The 20,556-nt window shown below is 42.7% G+C and carries 12 protein-coding genes and 1 tRNA gene; 7 read left to right on the forward strand and 6 right to left on the reverse strand.

Annotation, left to right across the window (positions count from 1 at the left end):
• Nucleotides 1-184: 184 nt before the first annotated feature.
• The 3 genes from JWR61_RS23410 to JWR61_RS23420 all read left to right on the forward strand — a co-directional run bounded on the left by JWR61_RS23410 (nt 185) and on the right by JWR61_RS23420 (nt 2,618).
• Nucleotides 185-1,297: an acyltransferase family protein gene (locus tag JWR61_RS23410; protein WP_301930130.1), complete on the forward strand. Its 1,113-nt coding sequence runs from the start codon at nt 185-187 to the stop codon at nt 1,295-1,297.
• A gap of 370 nt (nt 1,298-1,667) precedes the next feature.
• Entirely contained in the window at nt 1,668-2,075 is a 408-nt protein-coding gene (locus tag JWR61_RS23415; protein ID WP_301930131.1) for a hypothetical protein, read from the forward strand.
• An 81-nt stretch (nt 2,076-2,156) separates the two neighbouring features.
• Nucleotides 2,157-2,618 (forward strand): RDD family protein, encoded by a 462-nt coding sequence (locus JWR61_RS23420; protein ID WP_301930132.1) that lies wholly within the window; start codon nt 2,157-2,159, stop codon nt 2,616-2,618.
• Nucleotides 2,619-2,883: 265 nt separating this feature from the next.
• Here JWR61_RS23420 and JWR61_RS23425 read toward each other — a convergent pair whose 3' ends face one another.
• From JWR61_RS23425 to JWR61_RS23445, 5 genes are all read right to left on the reverse strand, one after another.
• A complete protein-coding gene (locus tag JWR61_RS23425; protein ID WP_301930133.1) occupies nt 2,884-4,278 on the reverse strand; it encodes an efflux transporter outer membrane subunit in 1,395 nt (464 codons plus the stop codon).
• Nucleotides 4,279-4,305: 27 nt separating this feature from the next.
• Nucleotides 4,306-7,446, reverse strand: coding sequence for an efflux RND transporter permease subunit (locus JWR61_RS23430; protein WP_301930134.1), 3,141 nt, complete (start codon nt 7,444-7,446; stop codon nt 4,306-4,308).
• 18 nt (nt 7,447-7,464) lie between these two features.
• A complete protein-coding gene (locus tag JWR61_RS23435; RefSeq protein ID WP_301930135.1) occupies nt 7,465-8,631 on the reverse strand; it encodes an efflux RND transporter periplasmic adaptor subunit in 1,167 nt (388 codons plus the stop codon).
• Between the two features lie 353 nt (nt 8,632-8,984).
• Entirely contained in the window at nt 8,985-12,638 is a 3,654-nt protein-coding gene (locus JWR61_RS23440) for a family 78 glycoside hydrolase catalytic domain (RefSeq protein ID WP_301930136.1), read from the reverse strand.
• A gap of 56 nt (nt 12,639-12,694) precedes the next feature.
• On the reverse strand, nt 12,695-14,863 hold the full coding sequence (locus JWR61_RS23445) for an alpha-L-rhamnosidase C-terminal domain-containing protein (RefSeq protein ID WP_301930137.1): 2,169 nt from the start codon (nt 14,861-14,863) through the stop codon (nt 12,695-12,697).
• A gap of 337 nt (nt 14,864-15,200) precedes the next feature.
• On the opposite strand from JWR61_RS23445, the gene JWR61_RS23450 reads away from it, so the two are divergent.
• Together JWR61_RS23450 and JWR61_RS23455 are read left to right on the forward strand one after the other, a co-directional pair.
• Nucleotides 15,201-16,232 (forward strand): GntR family transcriptional regulator, encoded by a 1,032-nt coding sequence (locus tag JWR61_RS23450; RefSeq protein ID WP_301930138.1) that lies wholly within the window; start codon nt 15,201-15,203, stop codon nt 16,230-16,232.
• 272 nt (nt 16,233-16,504) lie between these two features.
• A complete protein-coding gene (locus tag JWR61_RS23455; RefSeq protein ID WP_301930139.1) occupies nt 16,505-18,619 on the forward strand; it encodes an endonuclease MutS2 in 2,115 nt (704 codons plus the stop codon).
• On the opposite strand, the gene JWR61_RS23460 is transcribed toward JWR61_RS23455, so the two are convergent.
• A complete protein-coding gene (locus JWR61_RS23460; protein WP_301930140.1) occupies nt 18,616-19,065 on the reverse strand; it encodes a nuclear transport factor 2 family protein in 450 nt (149 codons plus the stop codon). The two genes, JWR61_RS23455 and JWR61_RS23460, sit on opposite strands and share 4 nt — an antisense overlap.
• A gap of 193 nt (nt 19,066-19,258) precedes the next feature.
• Here JWR61_RS23460 and JWR61_RS23465 point away from each other — a divergent pair.
• Nucleotides 19,259-19,343: transfer RNA gene (locus JWR61_RS23465), tRNA-Ser, on the forward strand.
• A gap of 258 nt (nt 19,344-19,601) precedes the next feature.
• On the forward strand, nt 19,602-20,556 hold a 955-nt coding region (locus JWR61_RS23470; protein WP_301930141.1), incomplete at its 3' end, for a site-specific integrase.

Raw genomic sequence — 20,556 nt, forward strand, 5'->3', positions numbered from 1 at the left:
TCACAGTAAAAAATGAGGAGCACGGTCAAATATGATCTGCCGGGTTGTGAGTTTGCATTACTTTAAAGAGAGGATAAACTGATTGCAATTTTATTCCCCTGGCAGTAGGTTATGCCCATCCGTATATCCAACTGTTGCACCCGGTTAAAAAAATAACCTATTTTGTAGCCACTAAAAAACCCTTATGCCTTTACCAACCAATACTGCTGTGACTGCAAAAAGATTGCAGTCGCTTGATTTTATGCGTGGCTTTATTATGATACTGCTGGCGCTTGAAAGTTGCGCCCTGTACGAAAACCTGCAAATAGCAACTGAAGGCAAACCGCTGAATGTTATTGTACAGCAATTCTATCATCACCCCTGGCATGGCCTGCGCTTTTGGGATTTGATACAACCCTGCTTTATGTTTATGGCCGGCGTGGCGATGGCCTACTCACTGAGCAAACAACGGGAACAAGGTATGTCGTGGGGCGACTCATTTAAAAAAACGCTGAAGCGCAGCGGCTGGTTGTTTTTCTGGGGCGTACTGGATTATTCTGTCCGGCCAGCAGGCTTGTCTTTTGAGCTGTGGGATATATTAACGCAACTGAGTTTTACAACACTGGTAACATTTTTTATTTTCCGCTGGAGCAACAGCGCACAAATTATTTTCTGTATTGGTATTCTTTTGCTAACGGAAGTGTTGTACCGCTTTACCCATGTACCCGGCTTTGATCAGCCCTTTACCGACCAGCATAATTTTGGCAATTATATGGATACCGTGCTGATGAATAAAATAAATAAAGACGGCTGGGTGGCCATCAATTGCATCCCCACTTCGGTACATACCATTGGCGGCGCCATGATTGGTAAATTGTTACTGAGCCCAGAAAAAAATAAATTAAAATACATGCTGATTGCAAGTGCCAGTTGCCTGGCCCTTGGCTTCGGGCTGGATCTTGCAGGCGTTACACCTATCATTAAACATACAGCTACCAGTACATTTACGCTGGCCTCTCTTGGATGGGCGCTGGCTTTTCTGTCGCTCGCTTACTGGTGGATTGATATCAGAAATCACCACAAGCACTTAAAATTTTTTACCATCGTTGGGATGAACTCGCTGTTCATTTATTTGTTTTTTGAAATTGTGGGCGACCGCTGGTTTGAAAATTACCTCAGAACAATTACCAATGGATTGATGCAAATAATTCATGTACCCGAACTGCTGAGCAATATCATTTCTTCCTTCTGTATTTTTAGCGTAGCCTGGGGTTTATGTTACTTTTTGTATAAGAAGAAAATATTTTTCAGGTTATAAACTTAAGACGGAAAGCGACATAAACAACACGGATATTTCTTTTATCTATTAAAAATAAAAGGCAATTATTTTGCATACATCAGCGTTAATTGCTAAAAATATTTTGTTCAACTGATTCACGGCAACTGTACACGTGATAGCTGCCATATACCCCTTAAAACCCAACTAAATGATTGTTTACGGAACAAAATCAACCCAGCTTTTAAAGGAAACATTAATTGAAAGGTGTCCTAACTGCAGCACACCAAACAGTATTGAAATGCATATATTTCAAAAATATGCGCATATTTTTTGGATTCCATTCTTTCCAATTGGCAAAACAGCAATAAGCCAATGCGGGCATTGCAAGCAGGTACTTAAATTAAAAGAGATGCCTGTTTCCCTCAAGACAGATTACGAGAATTTAAAACTGCAAACAAAAACGCCTGTATGGACTTTTGCCGGCGCAGCATTACTGGCCATCGCCATAACCGCCGGCGTTATCAGCGACCGCAAGAATGACGAGAAAAATGCCACCCTGATTCTGCTACCCAAAGCGGGGGATATATTTGAAGTAAAGACCAAAGCAAGTCAGTACACGTTGTACAAGGTATCGGCCATAGAAGGTGATTCGGCAATCGTCCGCATAAATAATTTTGAAACCAATAAAATCAGCGGCCTGGCAGATTTAAAAAGCAAAGGCGATACTGCTTATGCGGAGGATGAATTTGCTTATTCAAAAAAAGAACTGAAGGCGATGCTGGACAAGGGGGAGATTATTGATATTGACAGAAAGTAAAAACAATTAAACCCCCGAAACTTTAAGCTGAATGATTCATTCATAAGTGCCATATTATTTCAAACACACAATCAAATTGCCATGCAAACTGAACAAAACCCTGAGGATCTTTTAACGCCTGAAGAATTTCATGCGAGAGCCAGCACCGGAAAAAGACTGGCCAATTATATTATTGATTTTGTATTTTTTTACGTGCTTGCTTTGGGGTTTGGCGTTGTACTAGCTTTGGCTGCCCCAACGACAGCTGAGCTGTTTACGAACGGCAGTCCCGGTTTTGGACTGTTAGACAGGGTAGTTTCGCTCTTACTCTACGCTTTGTACATGTCGGCTGTAGAGGCTATTTTTAAGGGAAAATCACTTGGCAAACTGATCACAAAAACCAGGGCAATTAATGCCGACGGAAGTCAAATTTCAGGTGGCAAGGCTTTTGAAAGAGGATTCAGCAGGGCTGTTCCTTTCTGCGTATTCAGCGCCCTGGGAACTCCCTGTAATCCATGGCAGGACAAATGGACGAATACGATGGTAGTTGATGACAAAGATTAGTAACCAGTATTCGCGAAATGTGCCAGGTACGAACATTAAGCGTTTTCTTATATAACAAGTGCCTGCAAAAATGCAGGCACTTGTTATATAATTGATAGAATTGATGCTGTAAATTTTATTGCAGTACCACAGATTCCAGGAATACACTTTTCTTAAAATCAGGATGAATAGTAATAATCGAAAGGCCTGGCCACTAATGCATGATCCATTGCTATCAGCATACGCACAGCTACCCAATATATACTGGCACAATCGTCACCAGAAACTATTTCCACCCACCACCCAAACTCCTGTATAAATTTACCACCGCGGTAAGTTGTTGTAAACGGTCGTTGATGCCGCCCAGCTGCGCCGCCAGCAAGCTTTGTTCTGAGGTGAGCACATCTGTATAATTAGTAGCAGAAGAATATTGCAATAACAATTTGGTGTACTCAACCGATTTTTCCAGGTTGGTAATTTGCTGCAAGCGCAGGGATTGTTTATCTGATGCAGACTGATAACTATAGAGGGCATTGGAGACTTCCTGTCCCGCAACCAAAATAGTTTTTCTAAAGCTGGCCAGGTATTCTTCCTGCCTTGCCTGCGCAACGGCAAGACGTTGCCTGTTGACGCCTTTATCAAGGACCGGTTGCAAAAGGCCGCCGGCAATGTTGGCAAAAAAACTGGCTGGTAAAAATAGTTTAGATAAAGCGGTACCGGAAAATCCTGCGGCAGCGGTGATGTTGAGAGAAGGATAAAAATAAGTCCTGGCAACATTTACCAGTTCAAATGAATTACGTAACTGGTATTCTGCCTGCTGTACATCGGGTCTGTTGGCCAATAGTTGCAATGGCACGCCGGCAGCCAGCGTTGTGTCAATTGTTTGAAGCCCCAGGCTGCTTCTTGAAATCGTATCCGGATTTTTGCCTAATAAAATACTAAGGTTATTTTCCGTTTCACGAATGTTTTGTTTTAAATCCGGTATGGTTATTTCGACAGAGTAACGGTTGGCTTCACTCTGCACAACAGCTGCGCCGGTAACCACATCCGCTTCTTTTAAAGCCTTCATGGTCTCTACTTCCTGCTTCCTGTTTTCTACCGTTTGTTCTGTTATCTTAAGTTGTGCATCTAAAGCAAGCAATGAATAATAGCTGGTGGCGATATCCGAAACCAATTGTGTTTGCACCGCCTTGCGGTAAGCTTCGCTTTGCAGCAAGGATGATAAAGCCGCCTTTTTTGCACTGCTCAATTTACCCCAGATGTCTGCTTCCCAACTGCTGTTGGCATACAACTGGTAAGCTTCCTGTGTTCCAAATTGTGTAGCGGGCACCCGTTGAAATGCTGCCGCTGCATTGGCATTCAACGATGGATATAGCGCCATGCTGCTTTGGCGAACATTGGCTGCAGCAGCTTTTATACGTGCTATTGCAATAGAAAGATCCAGGTTGTTGCTGATGCCTTGCTGAACAAGTGACCGCAGTGAAGTATCGCTGAACAATTTTTGCCACGGAATATCAGCGATGTTATTGGTGTCTGTAGAAACCGCTTTCCTGTACAGGTCAGCCCCCGCAGCACCTGCAGGCTGCACATAAGGTTTAGCCACCTTGCACGACTGAATGATTGTACATACTATAATACTCGATACAAACATTATTTTTCTGCCGGATACAATTCGTTTCATTCTGTTTAACTTTCCCGTTTTATATAATTATGGTTCCAGCAATTCATCATTTTCATCGTATTTGTTGCCGCGTATTTTTTCCTGCAAGGCCTGGAATATGATGAACAATCCGGGTATTACAAACACACCCAGTACGGTACCGATCAGCATTCCACCAATAGCACCGGTTCCGATTGAGCGGTTGCCATAAGCACCGGCACCTGTTGCAAACATCAATGGCATCAATCCAAACACAAAGGCAAAGGAAGTCATCAATATCGGGCGCAGACGGGCTTTGGCGCCTTCTGTTGCAGCATCAATCAAACTCATGCCCTTGCGTCTTCTGCCCAATGAAAATTCTACCATCAGGATGGCGTTTTTTGCCAGCAGGCCGATGAGCATGATAAGTGAAATCTGCATGTAAATATTATTGCCGATATCAAACATTTTGGCAAACAGGTACACGCCTGATAAACCTACCGGCATGGACAGCAATACTGCCAGCGGCAATAAATAACTTTCATATTGCGCACTTAACAACAAATAAACAAACACCAGGCTCAGTACAAAAATATAGATGGATTGAGAGCCGCTGGATTGCTCTTCCCTGCTGATGCCGGAATACTCGTATCCATAGCCGGGCGGCAATGTTTGCGCCGCTACTTCCTTGATGGCTGCTAATGCTTCGCCCGAACTGAAGCCGGGGTTGGGTGTACCATTGACAGAAATAGATGTAAACATATTGAACCGCGTAATGCTCTGCGGACCGTACGAACGCTTGACTTCGATGAACTCCGTAATGGGTGCCATCTGGCCACTGCCAGTCTTGATAAACACTTTATTCAATCCTTCTAAATTAGCCCTGTAATTGGTATCAGCCTGCACCATTACGCGATATTGCTTTCCATATTTATTAAAATTGGAAGCATAGAAACCGCCGTAATAGAATTGCATGGTACCCAATATTTCGTTCACTGAAACACCGGCCTGTTTCACTTTCGCCACATTGATGCTCAACTCGTATTGCGGAAATTTAGGGTCGAAGGAAGTGGTAGCATATTGTATCTCTTTCCGCTTTGCCAGCGCACCCAAAAATTGCTGGGCCACACCATAAAATTCATTGATGCTGTGACCTCCTTTATCCTGCAACTGAAACGCAAAACCGCCGGTACCGCCAAACCCGGTGATGGTAGGCAGCGGGATGGAAAAGATAGAGGCCTCCCTTATGCCTGCTACTTTTTGATTGAGTTTTTTTATAACGTCAAGATTACTTGTGCCTTTTCTTTTGTCCCAGGGCTTCAGTTCTAAAAATATAATTCCATAATTACTGCCACTGCCCGCCAAAAAATTAAAACCGATTATCTGGAACACATTTTCTATTTCGGGGATGGTTTTTGCACTGTCACTTACCTGCTTTACCACTGCGGTGGTTCGTTCCATCGAAGATGCTGCCGGCAGACTGATCGGCACGAATATAGTTCCCATATCTTCATCCGGTACAAAGCTGGATGGGGTGGTTTTTACAAGAAACACAAACAAGGCGATGAATACACCGGTTGCCGCCACAACAATCCATTTTCTTATCGATAAAAACTGGATGGCCTTTGTATATTTTGCCGTCATGGAATCATAGGCCGCATTAAAGCCCATACCAAAACGGTGAAGAAAATTGTGATGCTCCTGCGGAACATGTTTTGGCGGCCGTAAAAACAAAGCTGCCAGTGCAGGGCATAACGTTAAGGCATTGATGGCTGATATACCAATTGCTACCGCCAGTGTAACCCCAAACTGTTTATAAAAAACACCGGTTGACCCACCAACAAATGTAACCGGGATAAACACCGCAGCCATGATAAGCGTGATGGATAAAATAGCGCCGGTGATTTCCTGCATGGCATCTACAGCGGCTTTGCGGGGCGATTTGTAGCCCCCCTCCAGTTTGGCATGTACAGCTTCTACCACCACGATAGCATCATCTACCACAATACCTATCGCCAGCACCAATGCAAACAAGGTAAGCAGGTTGATGCTGTAACCAAATATGTATAAAAAGAAAAAAGTACCGGTAATACAAACGGGCACCGATATCCCATGGATCAATGTGGAACGGAAATCCTGCAGGAAAAGAAATATTACCAGGAATACGAGGCCGAAACATTCCAGCAATGTCATTATCACTTTTTCAATAGAAGCACTTAAGAATTTATTGATATCGACAATGGCGGTATAATGGATGCCGTCAGGAAAAGATTTGCTGGCTTCCTCCATTACTTTTTTCGACATATCAATCACCTCTCTTGCGTTGGAACCGGGTGTTTGACTGATAGCCATACCCACGGCAGGAAAGCCGTTCAGCGAACCGGCGTTGGAATAAGACAAGGCACCAATCTCTACCCTCGCAATATCTTTCAGGTGTAATATCTGGCCGCTGTTTTTCGCCTTTACAATAATGTTTTCAAACTCTGCAACAGACTGCAATTTACCTGTATAGGTAATTACATATTGAAAACTCTGGTCGCCGTTCTCGCCGAATTTACCGGGCGCTGCATCTACGTTTTGTTCGTTCAGTGCAGCCTGTACATCTTCGGGTGTAAGCCCGTAAATACTCATTACATCCGGCTTTAACCAGATACGCATGGAATATTCGCGGCTGCCAAAACTGTTGGCATTACCCACACCAGGTACCCTCTTAATTTGCGGCAGCACGTTGATGTTGGCATAGTTCTGTAAAAAAGTCTGATCGTACGCAGGCTTATCGCTGTACAATGCAAATATCAACACCATACTGCTTTGCTGCTTTCTGACAGTCACGCCTACTTTTACTACTTCCTGCGGTAACTGGCTGGTGGCGCTGGATACAAGGTTCTGCACATTCACCGCATCCTTATCCGGATCGGTACCTACCTGGAAATAAATCTGGATAGATGCACTTCCGTCATTGGCTGCAGAAGAAGTCATGTACGTCATACCTTCCACGCCGTTGATGGCTTCCTCCAGCGGAATGATGACGTTGCGCAAAACTACTTCAGCATTGGCACCGGTGTAAAACGCCGAAACCTGCACTGTTGGTGGCGCAATGTTGGGATATTGTTCTATCGGTAACTTGGCAAGGCCGAGTATACCCAATAATACAATGATGATAGAAATAACCGTACTGAGTACCGGCCGCTTTATAAATGTTTTAATCATTTTAATTAGTTGCCGGGGTTATTTAAGCTTTGCAAAAACCGAATCAGCAGCGGCTTGTTTGGGAATAATGGTAGTGCTGTCTTTCAAGCCTATCAGGCCTTCCAGCACTACCTGGTCTCCTGCTTTCAATCCGCTGGTGACAATAAAGTACTGGCCATTGTCAGAAGGCATTACTGTAATGGCATCGCTGGTCACTTTGTTATTTTGATCCATGATGTACACCAGTCTTTTATCCTGCAATTCATATGTGGCACTTTGCGGAATTACCATAGCTGAGTCAACAATCGTAGGCAGCCTTACAGTAGCACTGGCACCACTTCGGATAATACCCAATGGATTTGCAAAGATGGCTTTGAAAGTAGCTGTGCCGGTTTCGGTAGAAATGAGTCCGCTGGCCAAAGCAACTTTTCCTTTTTCAGGATATACCGATCCGTCTGCAAGCAGTAAAGTAGCCGGCGGCATGTTATTGATCTTTTGTTGAATGGTAGCACCAGCCGTAGTGGAAAAATATTGCAGCAATTGTTTTTCGTTGAGGGAATAATAAGCATACACTATCGCGATGTTGGACAACGTTGTAAGCGGCGCCGTATTGGTGTTATTGATCAGTGCGCCAATCTTATAAGGTATCATTCCAATTACTCCATTCGCCGGGCTTCGCAATACGGTATAACCTGCATTGGTGCGTGCATTTGCTAATGCGGCTTTCGCCTGGGCAAGGGCTGCTTCTTTTGCTTTCAGCGAATATTCTGCAGACTGCAATTCAAATTTGCTAACGATGTCTCTCTCAACCAGTGGCTTTACTTTGGCCACCTGCATTTTGGCTGCGTCAACGTCAGACTCAGCACTGCGGATCATGGCAGATGCAGTTACCACTTCCTGCTCATATTGCGGATTGCTGATGCGGAAAAGCAACTGGCCTTTTGTAACAGCGGCTCCTTCCTGTACATAAATGGCGTCTAGGTAACCGTCAATCTTGGGCCTTATTTCGATGATCTCCTGGCCCTCTATAGTAGCCGGAAAATCCAGGTTGACGGAGGCTTTACGCGGACTCATAGTAAGTACCTTATAAGCTTTCGGCGGCTGAGCGGCACGTGGATCAAACGTTTTTTTATCAGAAGCTCCACAGGAATATAATAAAATGCATAAAAATGCTGCGGGGATATACAAAGAATGTTTAGGTTTCAATACTGTTTTTTTTTGCGCACAAGTTAAATCAGGAAGTCTTAAAAAAAGAATTATAAAAATACCGGCACTGAAACTTACGCCTGCAAAAATGCTGCGAAACCATTAAATGTTGCGACCAAATGATGGTTTCAACAGAGGATAATCGTGATACCTCACACATCTGTTATTCTTATATCCGAAGTAATTCTATAAAATAAAGAACCAATGTCTTTTAAAATCGACGCTGCTGTTGTTGAATTTTAAAAGACACCTCGTTTTTTGGTATGCATAAATACCCGAACTAAAAAAGTCATTTTATTTATAAATCTGCATGCAAATCATTTTGCCTATTTGACAAGTAATCTCTAAAAAAATTATTGTGGAACTGTAAATTCATAAGTACCGGATTGCAATGCATACACTGCTTTTCCTTTATTAAACCTGATAAACTTAACACCCTGCCTGTTTGCAACTGGCTTTCCACCTTCCTTAATATTTTTTATATCCTTTGCCAGAAGATAAAGCGTGGCTGTTGTATTGGCTGGAACCGTTGCAGTGTATGTCAACACGCCTTTCTCCATTTTCCAACTGCTGCTGATTCTACCGTAATCAGAATCGTAGTATCCCCTGGCCCAGGTCATCTCTCCTGTGGGGTCGGGTTCCGGTTGAAGAATGAATTTTTTAAAGCCCGGTTCACCCCTTTGTATGCCCAATGAATATGCCATCATCCATTGACCAATGGCGCCGAAAGAATAATGATTGAAAGAGTTCATACTGTTGTTTCCACCAAAACCTTTGTCCGTTGTATACCCATTCAGGCGCTCCCAGATAGAAGTAGCGCCCTGATCTACTGCATACAGCCAGGAAGGAAACCGGTTGTTTTGAAGCAACTTGTACGCAAGGTCGCTGCTACCACAATCCGAAAGCGCTTTACTAATCCAGGCCGTTCCAATAAAGCCGGTCATCAGGGAATAATTGGGGCGTTCTATACCATCATCACCGATGTTTTTTCTTTCTACTGCTTCTTTTAAATTCTTCACCATAAAGGGTGTATTATCTTCATTAAATGCATTGAGTGCCAGTCCTACTGCGTATGCTGTTTGTACATCTGCCACCTTCCATTTCTGTTTCTGTCCTGCTGAGCCAAACATGCCACCACCAATAAGCCCAATCGCTTTTTTGTTGGCGTTTACAAAGGTTTTATTAAAGAACATTTTGCGTTCATCATACATTTTTTTGAACCTTGCTGCATCCGTTTTATTGTTGAGTACTCCGGCCACTTTGGTCATAATGTCCAAATCGAAAATATGGTACACAGTAACGAGGAAGTCTGTACCTAACTGGTTATTCTGCGGTCCGAGCCAATCACCTAACTGCCTGTCAGTACACAAGCCGCTAGTTTTATCAATACAACTATCCAGGTAGTTAATGTAGGTAACCATTGCCGGATAATGTTCCTGCAGCAAAGCGATATCATTGTACTGCTGGTAGGCTTCCCATGCTACGGTGATACCTGCACTACCCCAAAGCAAGCCTCCAAAACCACCGCCTACCGGCGCCACGTCTGTGAACTTTCCTTTAGGCGTTTGTACATCACGCATGGCAAACATATGGCGTCTTAAAAACTGGTCTGCGTTGGAAAGATAAGTGGCGGTACGTGAAAAAACACTGATGTCACCAGACCAGCCCATGCGCTCATTGCGTTGCGGACAATCAGTAGGTATGGTTAAAAAATTGTCCACGTTCGACCATACCAGGTTCGACCATAACTTATTTACTTTTTCGTTGGATGTTTCATACGCTGCTGTTATTTTTTTTACAGAGCTGATGCACAAGCCCTGTACCGCATCCAGCGGCAAGGCTTCATCTATATCGCTTATTTCAATGTACTGATAGCCATGCGAGGTAAAATGTGGTTGCCATATTTGTTCGCCATCCTTCATTACATAGGTATCCTGGCTTAATGCGGCCCGGTAATTTTCTGTCATTAATAAGCCTACATTATTTCCGGATTCTTTTAAGTCAGGGTACAAAACTTCAGCAACTCTTACCGTTATTTTTTGACCCGCCTTACCATTTTTTATTTCGATCTTTGGAACACCGACAAAATTTTGTCCCATATTGTAAACGAATACGCCTTTGCTTACTTCCTTTACAGTTTTCGCAACAAGTGTTTTGTACAAGCCGGCGTTCTCTCCTATCTGGCCAATCAGCGCTGATTTATCATAGCTGATGTTTTCTTTTTCACCCATAAAACCAACTGCGCCTTCACGATAGGCCGTGCCCTCCAATGGAATGTTTAGTGCCGCTTTCCATTTGCTGTCATCATAACCAGCAATACTCCAATTATTAACGGCTGCTTCTCTTGTGGCATCATATACTTCGCCCATATCCAGGCTGCTGTAAATTACCGGGCCACTGTTGTAATACTTCCAGTTCTTTTCATTGGATGTAATAATATCTTTTGTACCATCATCATAAGTAATCACCAGTTTGGCCAGCAATGATTGCCGGTCGCCAAAATGATTCCATACCGTACCAAAGCTTAGCAGGCCGCTCCACCAGCCTTCGCCCAGCATAGCGCCCATGGCGTTTTGCCCGTTGTTTACCATGCTGGTAACATCGTAGGTTTGGTAGAGATGGGTAACATTATATTGCGTTAGGCCAGGGTTAAAATAGTCTTCTCCTACCCGCTTGCCGTTCAGGTATACTTCATAAATACCACGGGCGGTAACATACAATCTTGCGGCTTCAATTTTTTTATTGGCGGTTGCAAAATTTGTTCGCAGCATGGGCATTGCATTGTGGCTTGGATCTGCTACAATAAACAGGCCTGCACTGCCACCATTCACCTGGTAGGCATTATTTTTTATGCTAAAGCCTGAGTTGTTATCTGCAGTAAACATTTTATAAATACCATCGTATGCAGGCTTTGCAAGGTCTTCGTAAAACAAAGTATTAGCGGGGTTACGGATATTGGATACCATTACATTAGAGAAGGCAGCCTGTTGCCCTGCATCAACCGAAAAGCCCATATCACAGAGCATTCCAAATGTAATATAATCACCGCCGGAACCCAGCGGGTTTAAATTCACTACGGCTCCTTTATCAAATGAGGGATAAGGCCTTGCTCCTGCTGATTCCTTTTTTGGTTCGGCAACAAAAAAGGAAGGGCTGTCATCCAGCATTACAGAAAGCTTGCCAAATTCATCCTTGATTGCAATGCGGTGGTTGCTGTTTTTATTGCTGTTATTGATAAAATCCGTTTTTATATCGAAGGTTTTTATCGCCCTGGATGCTGTATCTTTTGGTGTGTAACCGGCTCGATAAAAACGCAGCTTCGCTCTGCCCGCTGGTGTACCGTCCACGCCTGAAACATCCAGTTCAACTTTCAGGTAACTCTGGTTCTTTGCGTTTTGTACCTGGAAAATATTCTTGTTTTTATCCATCAGTCTTGGATCATTGGCTCCCAATACAATACTTGCCTTTGAACTTCCCGGCGCAATTGCGAGTGTATATTTTAAATTGAATAACGGCAGGTATTTGGAATACAGTACCAAATCTTCATTGCTTCCACCAATCCATGTAGCGCCCTCCCAGGCCGACAATGCGGGGTTCATCAAACCTGTCTCAAACCACGAAGCTGCCTTTGTTGCTTTTCCTTTCTGATCCCAAACAGTTACTGCCCAGTTGTACCTGGTAGCGGGGTTCAGTGGGTTACCGGCATATACAATTCCCAATGCATTGCCGCTGCTGATTTTTTTTGAGTTCCATATAACATTGCCTTTTAAATCTTTTACTTCAATCAGGTAACCTGTTTGTTTATAGTTTCTTTCACTTGCAGGTGCAATCATTTGCCAGCTAAAGCGGGGCGCCTTTACATCTATACCGATGGGCGTTTGTGTATATTCTACCTGCAAATTATCAATCTTTACCTGCGCCGTTACCCCATTCATCAGTAAGCAACCGGCAACCGTGCATAAAGCAAGCAATACTATTTGTTTGCGCTTTGAAAATTGTTGAATCATATGACGTGTACTATTTTAAAATTGGTTATTGAAGCAGTGGATGATCCTGTTTACCATTATTTAATCGCGGTATAGCTAATGATGTATTCCTGTCTTTTTTCCAGGTCCGCCTCATATTGGTTGGCAGCAATTTTTCGCACAGTTCCGTTTTTACAGGAAGGAGTTTTGCTGCTTTTAAAACGAAGCAATCCTTTTCCATACACTGTATTAATTTTTATTTGTGTTAGGGTAACTGACACTGCAATGTCACCTTGCGGTGTTGGTACCTTTCCTTCCATCCATTTCAATCCGCCGAGGTCTGGCTCTATTACATATTCAGCATAGCCGGGTGCAGTTGGTTTAACTCCAAGATAATATTTACCCAACAAATACAAAGGACTTGCACCCCAGGCATGGCACAAACTTTTACCAAACGGCCGGCCATACATGGCATAGCGTGCAGCTCCTTTTTCAAGCGGATTATATGCTTCCCAAAACGTGGTAGCACCCTCTTTCAGCATGCCTCCCCAATAGTCTTTCATTTCTTTCAATACATATTTTTGCTGACCGGTTTCTGCCAGCGCTGCCAACTCATAAAAACGCATATAGGGCGTAGTAATTTTTTGCACTTTATCATTCATCAGCACATTGTTTTTTACCGCTGCTGTTTTAGCAGAATCAATATAGCCCATCATCATGGCAAACATATTGGCATAACGCGTAACCTGTTTATCAACTACGCCATTTTTTCTACCAGAGATAAAAGCCTGCTGTTGAGGATCCCAAAAAGTATCGATGATCTTCTTTCTTAAATCAACCGACAGTTGCTTATACTGCGCCGCTTTTTGTTCGTCTTTCATCAGCGAAGCGCACACACTCATTGATTCCAGGCTGCGGGCCAGCAACAATTGCATCGCACTTAACTCACCGTCTTTTTCCATGGGTGCCCAGTCTAAAAATACCCAGTCGCCTGGTAAGCCTTCTACCATGCCATTGCTGTTTCTTCTTTTCAACACAAAATCCATTAAGGTAACCATGCGTGGATAAATGCTTTTTAAAAATTGTTCATCGCCTGAATATTGGTAATAATCATAAATGCCCGTGAACCAGTACAGCGAATAATCCAGTATCGTATTGATATGAGCTTCTACCGGCTCTGCACCACGCAAGGCCCAGGTGGATCTTTTAACGGCATCGTTATCAAAAAAAGAATAATAGTTCATCAGGTAAGATTGGACGGCATCACCCGACCATACCCAATGATCCCGTTTAATGCCATCCAGGAAAAACTCTCTTGTATTCAGTTGCAACGTACGGGCGGCCACATTCCATATCTTGTTTACTTCTTCATCAGAACAGTTGAATGCACCGCGATTATTCAACGGAAGATATTCATACATCATGGACACATCATTAAAACTAATGGCATCATCATATTGAATGTTTACAAAACGAAAAGCCCTGGAATGGTCCGCTGTAAAATCACCCTTGGCTTCTTTGACGGAATATTGATCCAATGTTTCGCATGAGTCCATCGACATGGCTTCTTCCAGCGACTCACCATAATACAAAGTAATTTTTCCGCTGCCAAGAAGATTTTTGAGGCGTACAAAACCGATTGTTTCTTCACCAAAATCAACCATTACCGAATGCGGACCTTTTGTTGTTTTTACCGCGTTTACTTCTTTGATAGCCAGTTTATATTGAGATGGCAGGACTGTCTTGCTGTTAAAATTCCAACTGCCGGCGTGGCCGTCTTTAGCTTTTCCAGTCATATTTTCATCGGAATTGTTATGCACTGTTTCTACATTCCACGTAGTGCCGGAATTGATCGTTTTTCCTTCGACAAAAACAGCGGGTGGTGTAACCTGGTTGTACACCTGGAAATTAATATTGTGCTTACCCGCAGGAATGGTAATGTGGTGAATGCCGCTCTGCACATACCTTCCATCAATGGTTACATTGTATTGGCCTTCTACCGTTGCATCAATTGTTTCCGGCGCCGCCAGCTCCACTTCCTTTGAAAAATTAACAACAATTTGGTGACTGAATACCTGCCAGAAAGGAGGAATGGAAGCATATCTTTCCGTGCGCCTGGTTTGCACCTGGTTACTCAGCCAAATTTCAAAATCGCCGGGGTACCAAATCCAGGTAGCTTTGGCTTGCGCCGCAACTGTGTTAAATAAAAAGGAGGCTATTACAAGTAACAGGATTGGCCTGGAACGGTTTGTTGTAAGTTGAATCATAGCGAGCAATGTTTTTTTGGGAAGATGACTTCCTTTTTTAAATATTTATGCGATGTTATGCGGCCATGTACAAGAGTCGCGTTAGCATAACAATCATTGTAGTAAAAGTAGATGTAATAATTGACGTTACTATCCTGTACTTACATGGGCTGCACTATTTATTACATCAAGCGGGCATCTCCTTGTATCAACTCATTGTGTCATTGTAACACGAAATAACATGCACGTGAATAAAGTGGCTACAAAAAACACTATTTTCGTTTGCACAATTTTTAATTTTCCAACAGGCACGGCTTGGTAAAAGCCAATATCGTGTGGACAAATCATTGTTTTTTAGATGGCTTCTGAAAATATTTACAGTTTAATTACCATTGATGAATATGCTGTAACACCCAAGTACATGCAGCTTACCAACTCTATCGTAAAAGCCATTGAAAAAGGGAAAATTGAAAAAGGCTACCAGCTGCCTTCCATCAACGATTTAAGTTTTGAGCTGGACATTTCCCGCGACACTGCCGAAAAAGCCTATAAACATTTAAAGAAAAGAGGCGTGATCGGTTCCGTGCCGGGCAAGGGCTATTTTATCAGCAATGCGGATGTAAAGCAACCCATTAAAATATTTTTACTGTTTAATAAATTAAGCACCCATAAAAAAATATTATACGATGCTTTTGTGGCGGGTATTGGCAAAGATGCGGTCATTGACTTTTACATTTATAACAATGATTTTGCCTTGTTCAGAAAGTTGCTTGAGAACAAAAAAGATGATTATACCAACTTCGTTATTATCCCGCATTTTTTAGAAGGAGGTGACAAAGCACATGAAATTATCAACACAATACCAAAGGAAAAGCTGCTGCTGCTGGACCAGTTGTTGCCAGGCGTAGCAGGTAATTTTGCGGCCGTGTATGAAGACTTTGAAAAGGATTTGTATGAAGCACTGGAGCAAGTATTGGACCGGTTAAGCCATTACCAGACCATCAAAATTATTTTTCCTGATTACACTTACCATCCTAAAAAAATACTGGAAGGTTTTTACCGTTTCTGCACACAGTATGCTTTTAACTACGAGGTGGTATCCAATGTAAATAAAGCCACTATTTCAGCAGGCGAAGTATTTATCAGCCTGATGGAAAATGACCTGGTGGTGCTGATAGAAAAAATCATTGAAACCAAACTGGAAGTGGGTAAAGATGTTGGGGTAATATCTTACAATGAAACACCGCTGAAAAAAATAATCCTCAATGGCATTACCACCATTTCTACAGATTTTCATTTGATGGGTCAGAAAGCAGCTGAACTTATTTTAGCAAAATCTACTGAACATGTTGCTACGCCATTTCATTTAACGTTGCGGGCTTCTTTATAACACGTTGCACTTTTATAAATTTATTTCGAAAAAACTTTACTCAACTTTCTGGGGCTGCTTTCTTTTTGTCATGATAAAAAAAATCAAACCTGCATGGCTGACGCTAGTCGGACGGAGTCGAGAATAAAGAGGCCGAAATTTTTATCCGGGGCCGTTTAAAGAGCGGGCTTAGCTGCTTTATGCACCAATAGTACACGTGTGCGACGCAACGATGCCGATTTTAGTACCTTTGCCCGGACAAAAAATAAAATAATACTTAAGCGAATAACAGAATGAAATTTTTTCCGGAATCGGCCCTGGTACAGTTGGAATATGAAAAGGTGAAAACTTTGCTGGCAGAGTATTGCCGCACTGAATACGGCAAAGCAAAAGCAAATAACTTACGCATACACACAAGAAAGGATTTTATAGAAACCGATCTGCGGCAGGGATATGAATATAAACTGGTAATGCAAACCGGCCAGTATTTTCCCAATGATTTTGTGCTGAATGTGAGCAGGGAAATTAAACTCCTCAGCATACCCGGCGCTGTGTTAACGGGCGAACAATTTTTATTTATCCGCAAGCTGGCAGAAAATACCAGCAATATTTTCAAGTGGTTCGACAATGAGCGGCGCCTCGCCTACCCCGCCCTTATCAAAGTAATTGAAAACACGTATTACGAAAAGAGCATTACAGAACTGATAGATGATATACTGGATGAATCGGGCAGCGTGAAAGACAGTGCCAGCGAGGAATTGGCCAAAATAAGAATGAGCCTGTACCGTAAACGCAACGAATTAAGAAAGGTATTCGACCGGCTGGTAAGCAAGCTGAACAAACTCGGCCACCTGGCGGATATTGAGGAAAGTTTTATGAATGGCCGCCGTGTACTGGCTGTATTTGCAGAACAAAAACGCATGATTAAGGGCGTGCTGCACGGTGAAAGTGATAGTCGCCGCACCACGTTTATTGAGCCGGAAGAAACCACAGAATTAAACAATGAAATTTTTTCGCTGGAGCATGAAGAAAGCCGCGAAGTATATAAAATTTTACGCAAACTTACCCAGCAACTCAGCGTGTATGCGCCGCTGCTAAAAACCTATCACGATACTGCTGGTGAATTTGATTTTATTTATGCCAAGGCCAAATGGGCCATTGCAACAGGCGGTAATTTTCCGCAGTTGTATGACAAGGCGCACATTCATTTGATCAATGCCTATCATCCGCTGCTTTTATTGTACAACCAAAAAAGCAACAAACCTACCATACCTGTTAACATTACGCTGAATGATAAGAACCGTATACTGGTAATCAGCGGTCCGAATGCGGGCGGTAAAACGGTTACGTTGAAAACCGTGGGCCTGTTGCAGCTGATGATGCAGAGTGGCTTGCTGGTGCCCGTTCACCCCGACAGTGAGATGGGGATTTTTAAACAGATCATGATTCATATTGGTGACACGCAGAGCCTGGAATTTGAGTTGAGTACTTATTCCAGTCACCTTAAGAATATGAAACATTTTATGGAGAACGCCAATGGTAAAACGCTGTTCTTTATAGATGAGCTGGGTAGCGGCAGTGACCCAAATTTAGGGGGCGCTTTTGCGGAAGTGATTATGGAAGAACTGGCGCACAAACACAGTTTCGGCATTGTTACTACGCATTACCTTAACCTGAAAGTGATGGCCAATAAAGTGCCCGGCATCATCAATGGCGCCATGCAGTTTGATGAAAAGAACCTGTTACCGATGTACCGGCTGATTACCGGAAAGCCAGGCAGCAGCTATACTTTCTCCATCGCTGAAAGAATCGGCCTGGATAAAAAACTGATCGACAAAGCCAGGACGCTGGTGGATGAAGATCATTTTACGCTGGATAAATTACTGAACCGAACCGAGCAGGACCTGCAGAAAATAGATATTGAAAAAAAAGAGCTCACCCATTTATTAAAAGAAAATGAGCGGCTGAAAAAAGAGATGCAGCAGGTATTAAATAAAGAGAAACACAACCAGGAAATTGAACGCCTGAAACACCAGAATAAATTATCAGAAAACCAGTTGCAGTATTTAAAAGATATGGAGCGCAGGCTGAAAGCGATGGTGATTGAATGGCGCCGCTCGGATGATAAAGACAAAGTGGTAAAAATGATTCATGCGTTGCTGTTTAACCAGAAGGAAAAAATGGTGAATGAGAAGCAGCAAAAGAAACTGAATGAAAAATTTATACAGGTGCAGGGCGAGGTAAAACCCGGCGATAAAGTAATGATGCGGCAGAACCGGCAGGTGGGCATTTTAAAAGAGATCAGGGGTAAAAAAGCCATTGTGCAGCTGGGGGTAGTGCCGCTTACGGTAAGCCTGAATGATTTAAGCCTGGTGCTGGAAAAAGAGCCGGCAGGCGAAGGCAGTTAATTGCAACCCTCTTTTCTGCGGGTATCGGTGATACCCATAATTTTCCAGTTACCGTTTCTGTTTATCAGTGTAAACACATCCACACCGCAGTGATAGAACTGGTCGTTAAAAAATAGCTTATACGGCGTCCACGCAATCGCCATGGCGCCGTCAATTTTTATATCAAAACTCAACGGACGTTCATCTATATTTTTTCCCTTTAAATCGGTCACCTGTTTTAAAAAGGCGGCCATTTTTTCTTCTTCCAAAACGGTAGTACCGGTTTTTGTCTGCATAATGGAATATAAAAAACAAGCCGAATCCAGCGTGCTGCTGATGAGTGCCGAATCATTGCTTTTCATGCCGGCAAAAAAAGTATTGATTGATTTTTTTATGGCCTCCGTTTCGGGTTGTGCAATAACCCTGTTGCAGAAAAACAGGAATGCAAGAAGAGCTGTTAATTTCATTGGTTTATATATTTATGGATAAAGATTGGCAATTTTTTGAACACGGCAACAAATATTTTATTAGTGGCTATGAAGTCCCGGATGCCCGTGCTCAGGGCTGTTGCAGCGATCTGCATTGTGCACGATTGAAATAAAACACCGATATCGCAATTTATTTTTGGTGGATAAAGTGCAACACTATTATTTTGCACCCGGAGAGTTGGCAGAGCGGTCGATTGCGGCAGTCTTGAAAACTGTTGACTGTAACAGGTCCTGGGGTTCGAATCCCTAACTCTCCGCTGAAATCACTAATTTAAGATTAAGATTTATAAGAATCCCTGCAAAATCAAGTATTTGCGGGGATTCTTGTTTTTAGCTTTACCTCATTTTACCCCTCTTTTTAGCTGTTTTCCGTGCGTAAGTCGGTGAGTCTTTTCTAAATTGAAAAAGACTCACCAGACTTTACACAAACGGCTATTTATTAACAGTTTACATAAAAGCAACTATCTTTTTCAGGTCGTTAAAAAGTTAATTTTAAACCTTAAAAAAGTGCGTATATGGAACAAAGTTTTGGTTTTATATTTTTTCTTAGAAAAAATAAGGGAAATGATCAGTCGCAGCAAATTGTTTACATGCGGATAACGGTTGATTGTCAGCGTAGTGAGATCAGTACAAAGCGAAAATGCAACCCAGCCTCCTGGCACGTGGATGCTGGTCGAATGAGCGGCAAGACGGATGACGTTAAGGCCTTTAACGCTTACCTGGACGTTTTACAACACAAAGTATACGAAGCAAAAAAGCAGCTGATTGAATTAAGCAAACCAGTCACTGCAGACAACATTAAAAACCTGTTGCTTGGCATAGAAGAGGAAAAACCGAAATACTTGTTGCTGGAAATATTCAGGCAACATAATCAACAAGTGGCAGCATTGGTTGGACGGGATTATGCCCCTGGCACTTTAACTAGGTACGAGACTTCTTACAAACATACCCGTGCTTTTTTATTATCGAGGTATAAAAAGGATGACATTGATGTTAATCAGCTCAAATATGAATTTATCACTGAATACGAGTTCTGGCTGAAGACTGTTCGTAATTGTGCGCACAATAGTGCCATTAAATATCTGGCTAATTTCAGAAAAATTATCCTTCGTTGCCTGCGCAATGGCTGGCTGGTAAAAGATCCGTTTGCCGGTTTCAGCATGGTAAAAAAGGAAGTTGACCGGGTGGCATTAACAGAAAATGAATTACAAAAGTTAGCCGCTATTAAACTAAATGCTGAAAGACTATCGCTTGTAAGGGATATTTTTTTATTTAGCTGTTATTCCGGTCTTGCCTATGCAGATGTTCAGAAGCTGAAACGCTCTGAAGTAGCTACCGGCATTGACGGCGAAAAATGGATCTTTATAAAAAGACAAAAGACCGATGCCCTGTCCAGAATTCCCTTGCTGCCCCCTGCCGCTGAAATTCTAAACCGCTATGTGGCAGACCCCCAATGTTTATTGAAAGACC

The organism is Ferruginibacter sp., assembly GCF_028288465.1.
Classification (GTDB): domain Bacteria; phylum Bacteroidota; class Bacteroidia; order Chitinophagales; family Chitinophagaceae; genus Ferruginibacter.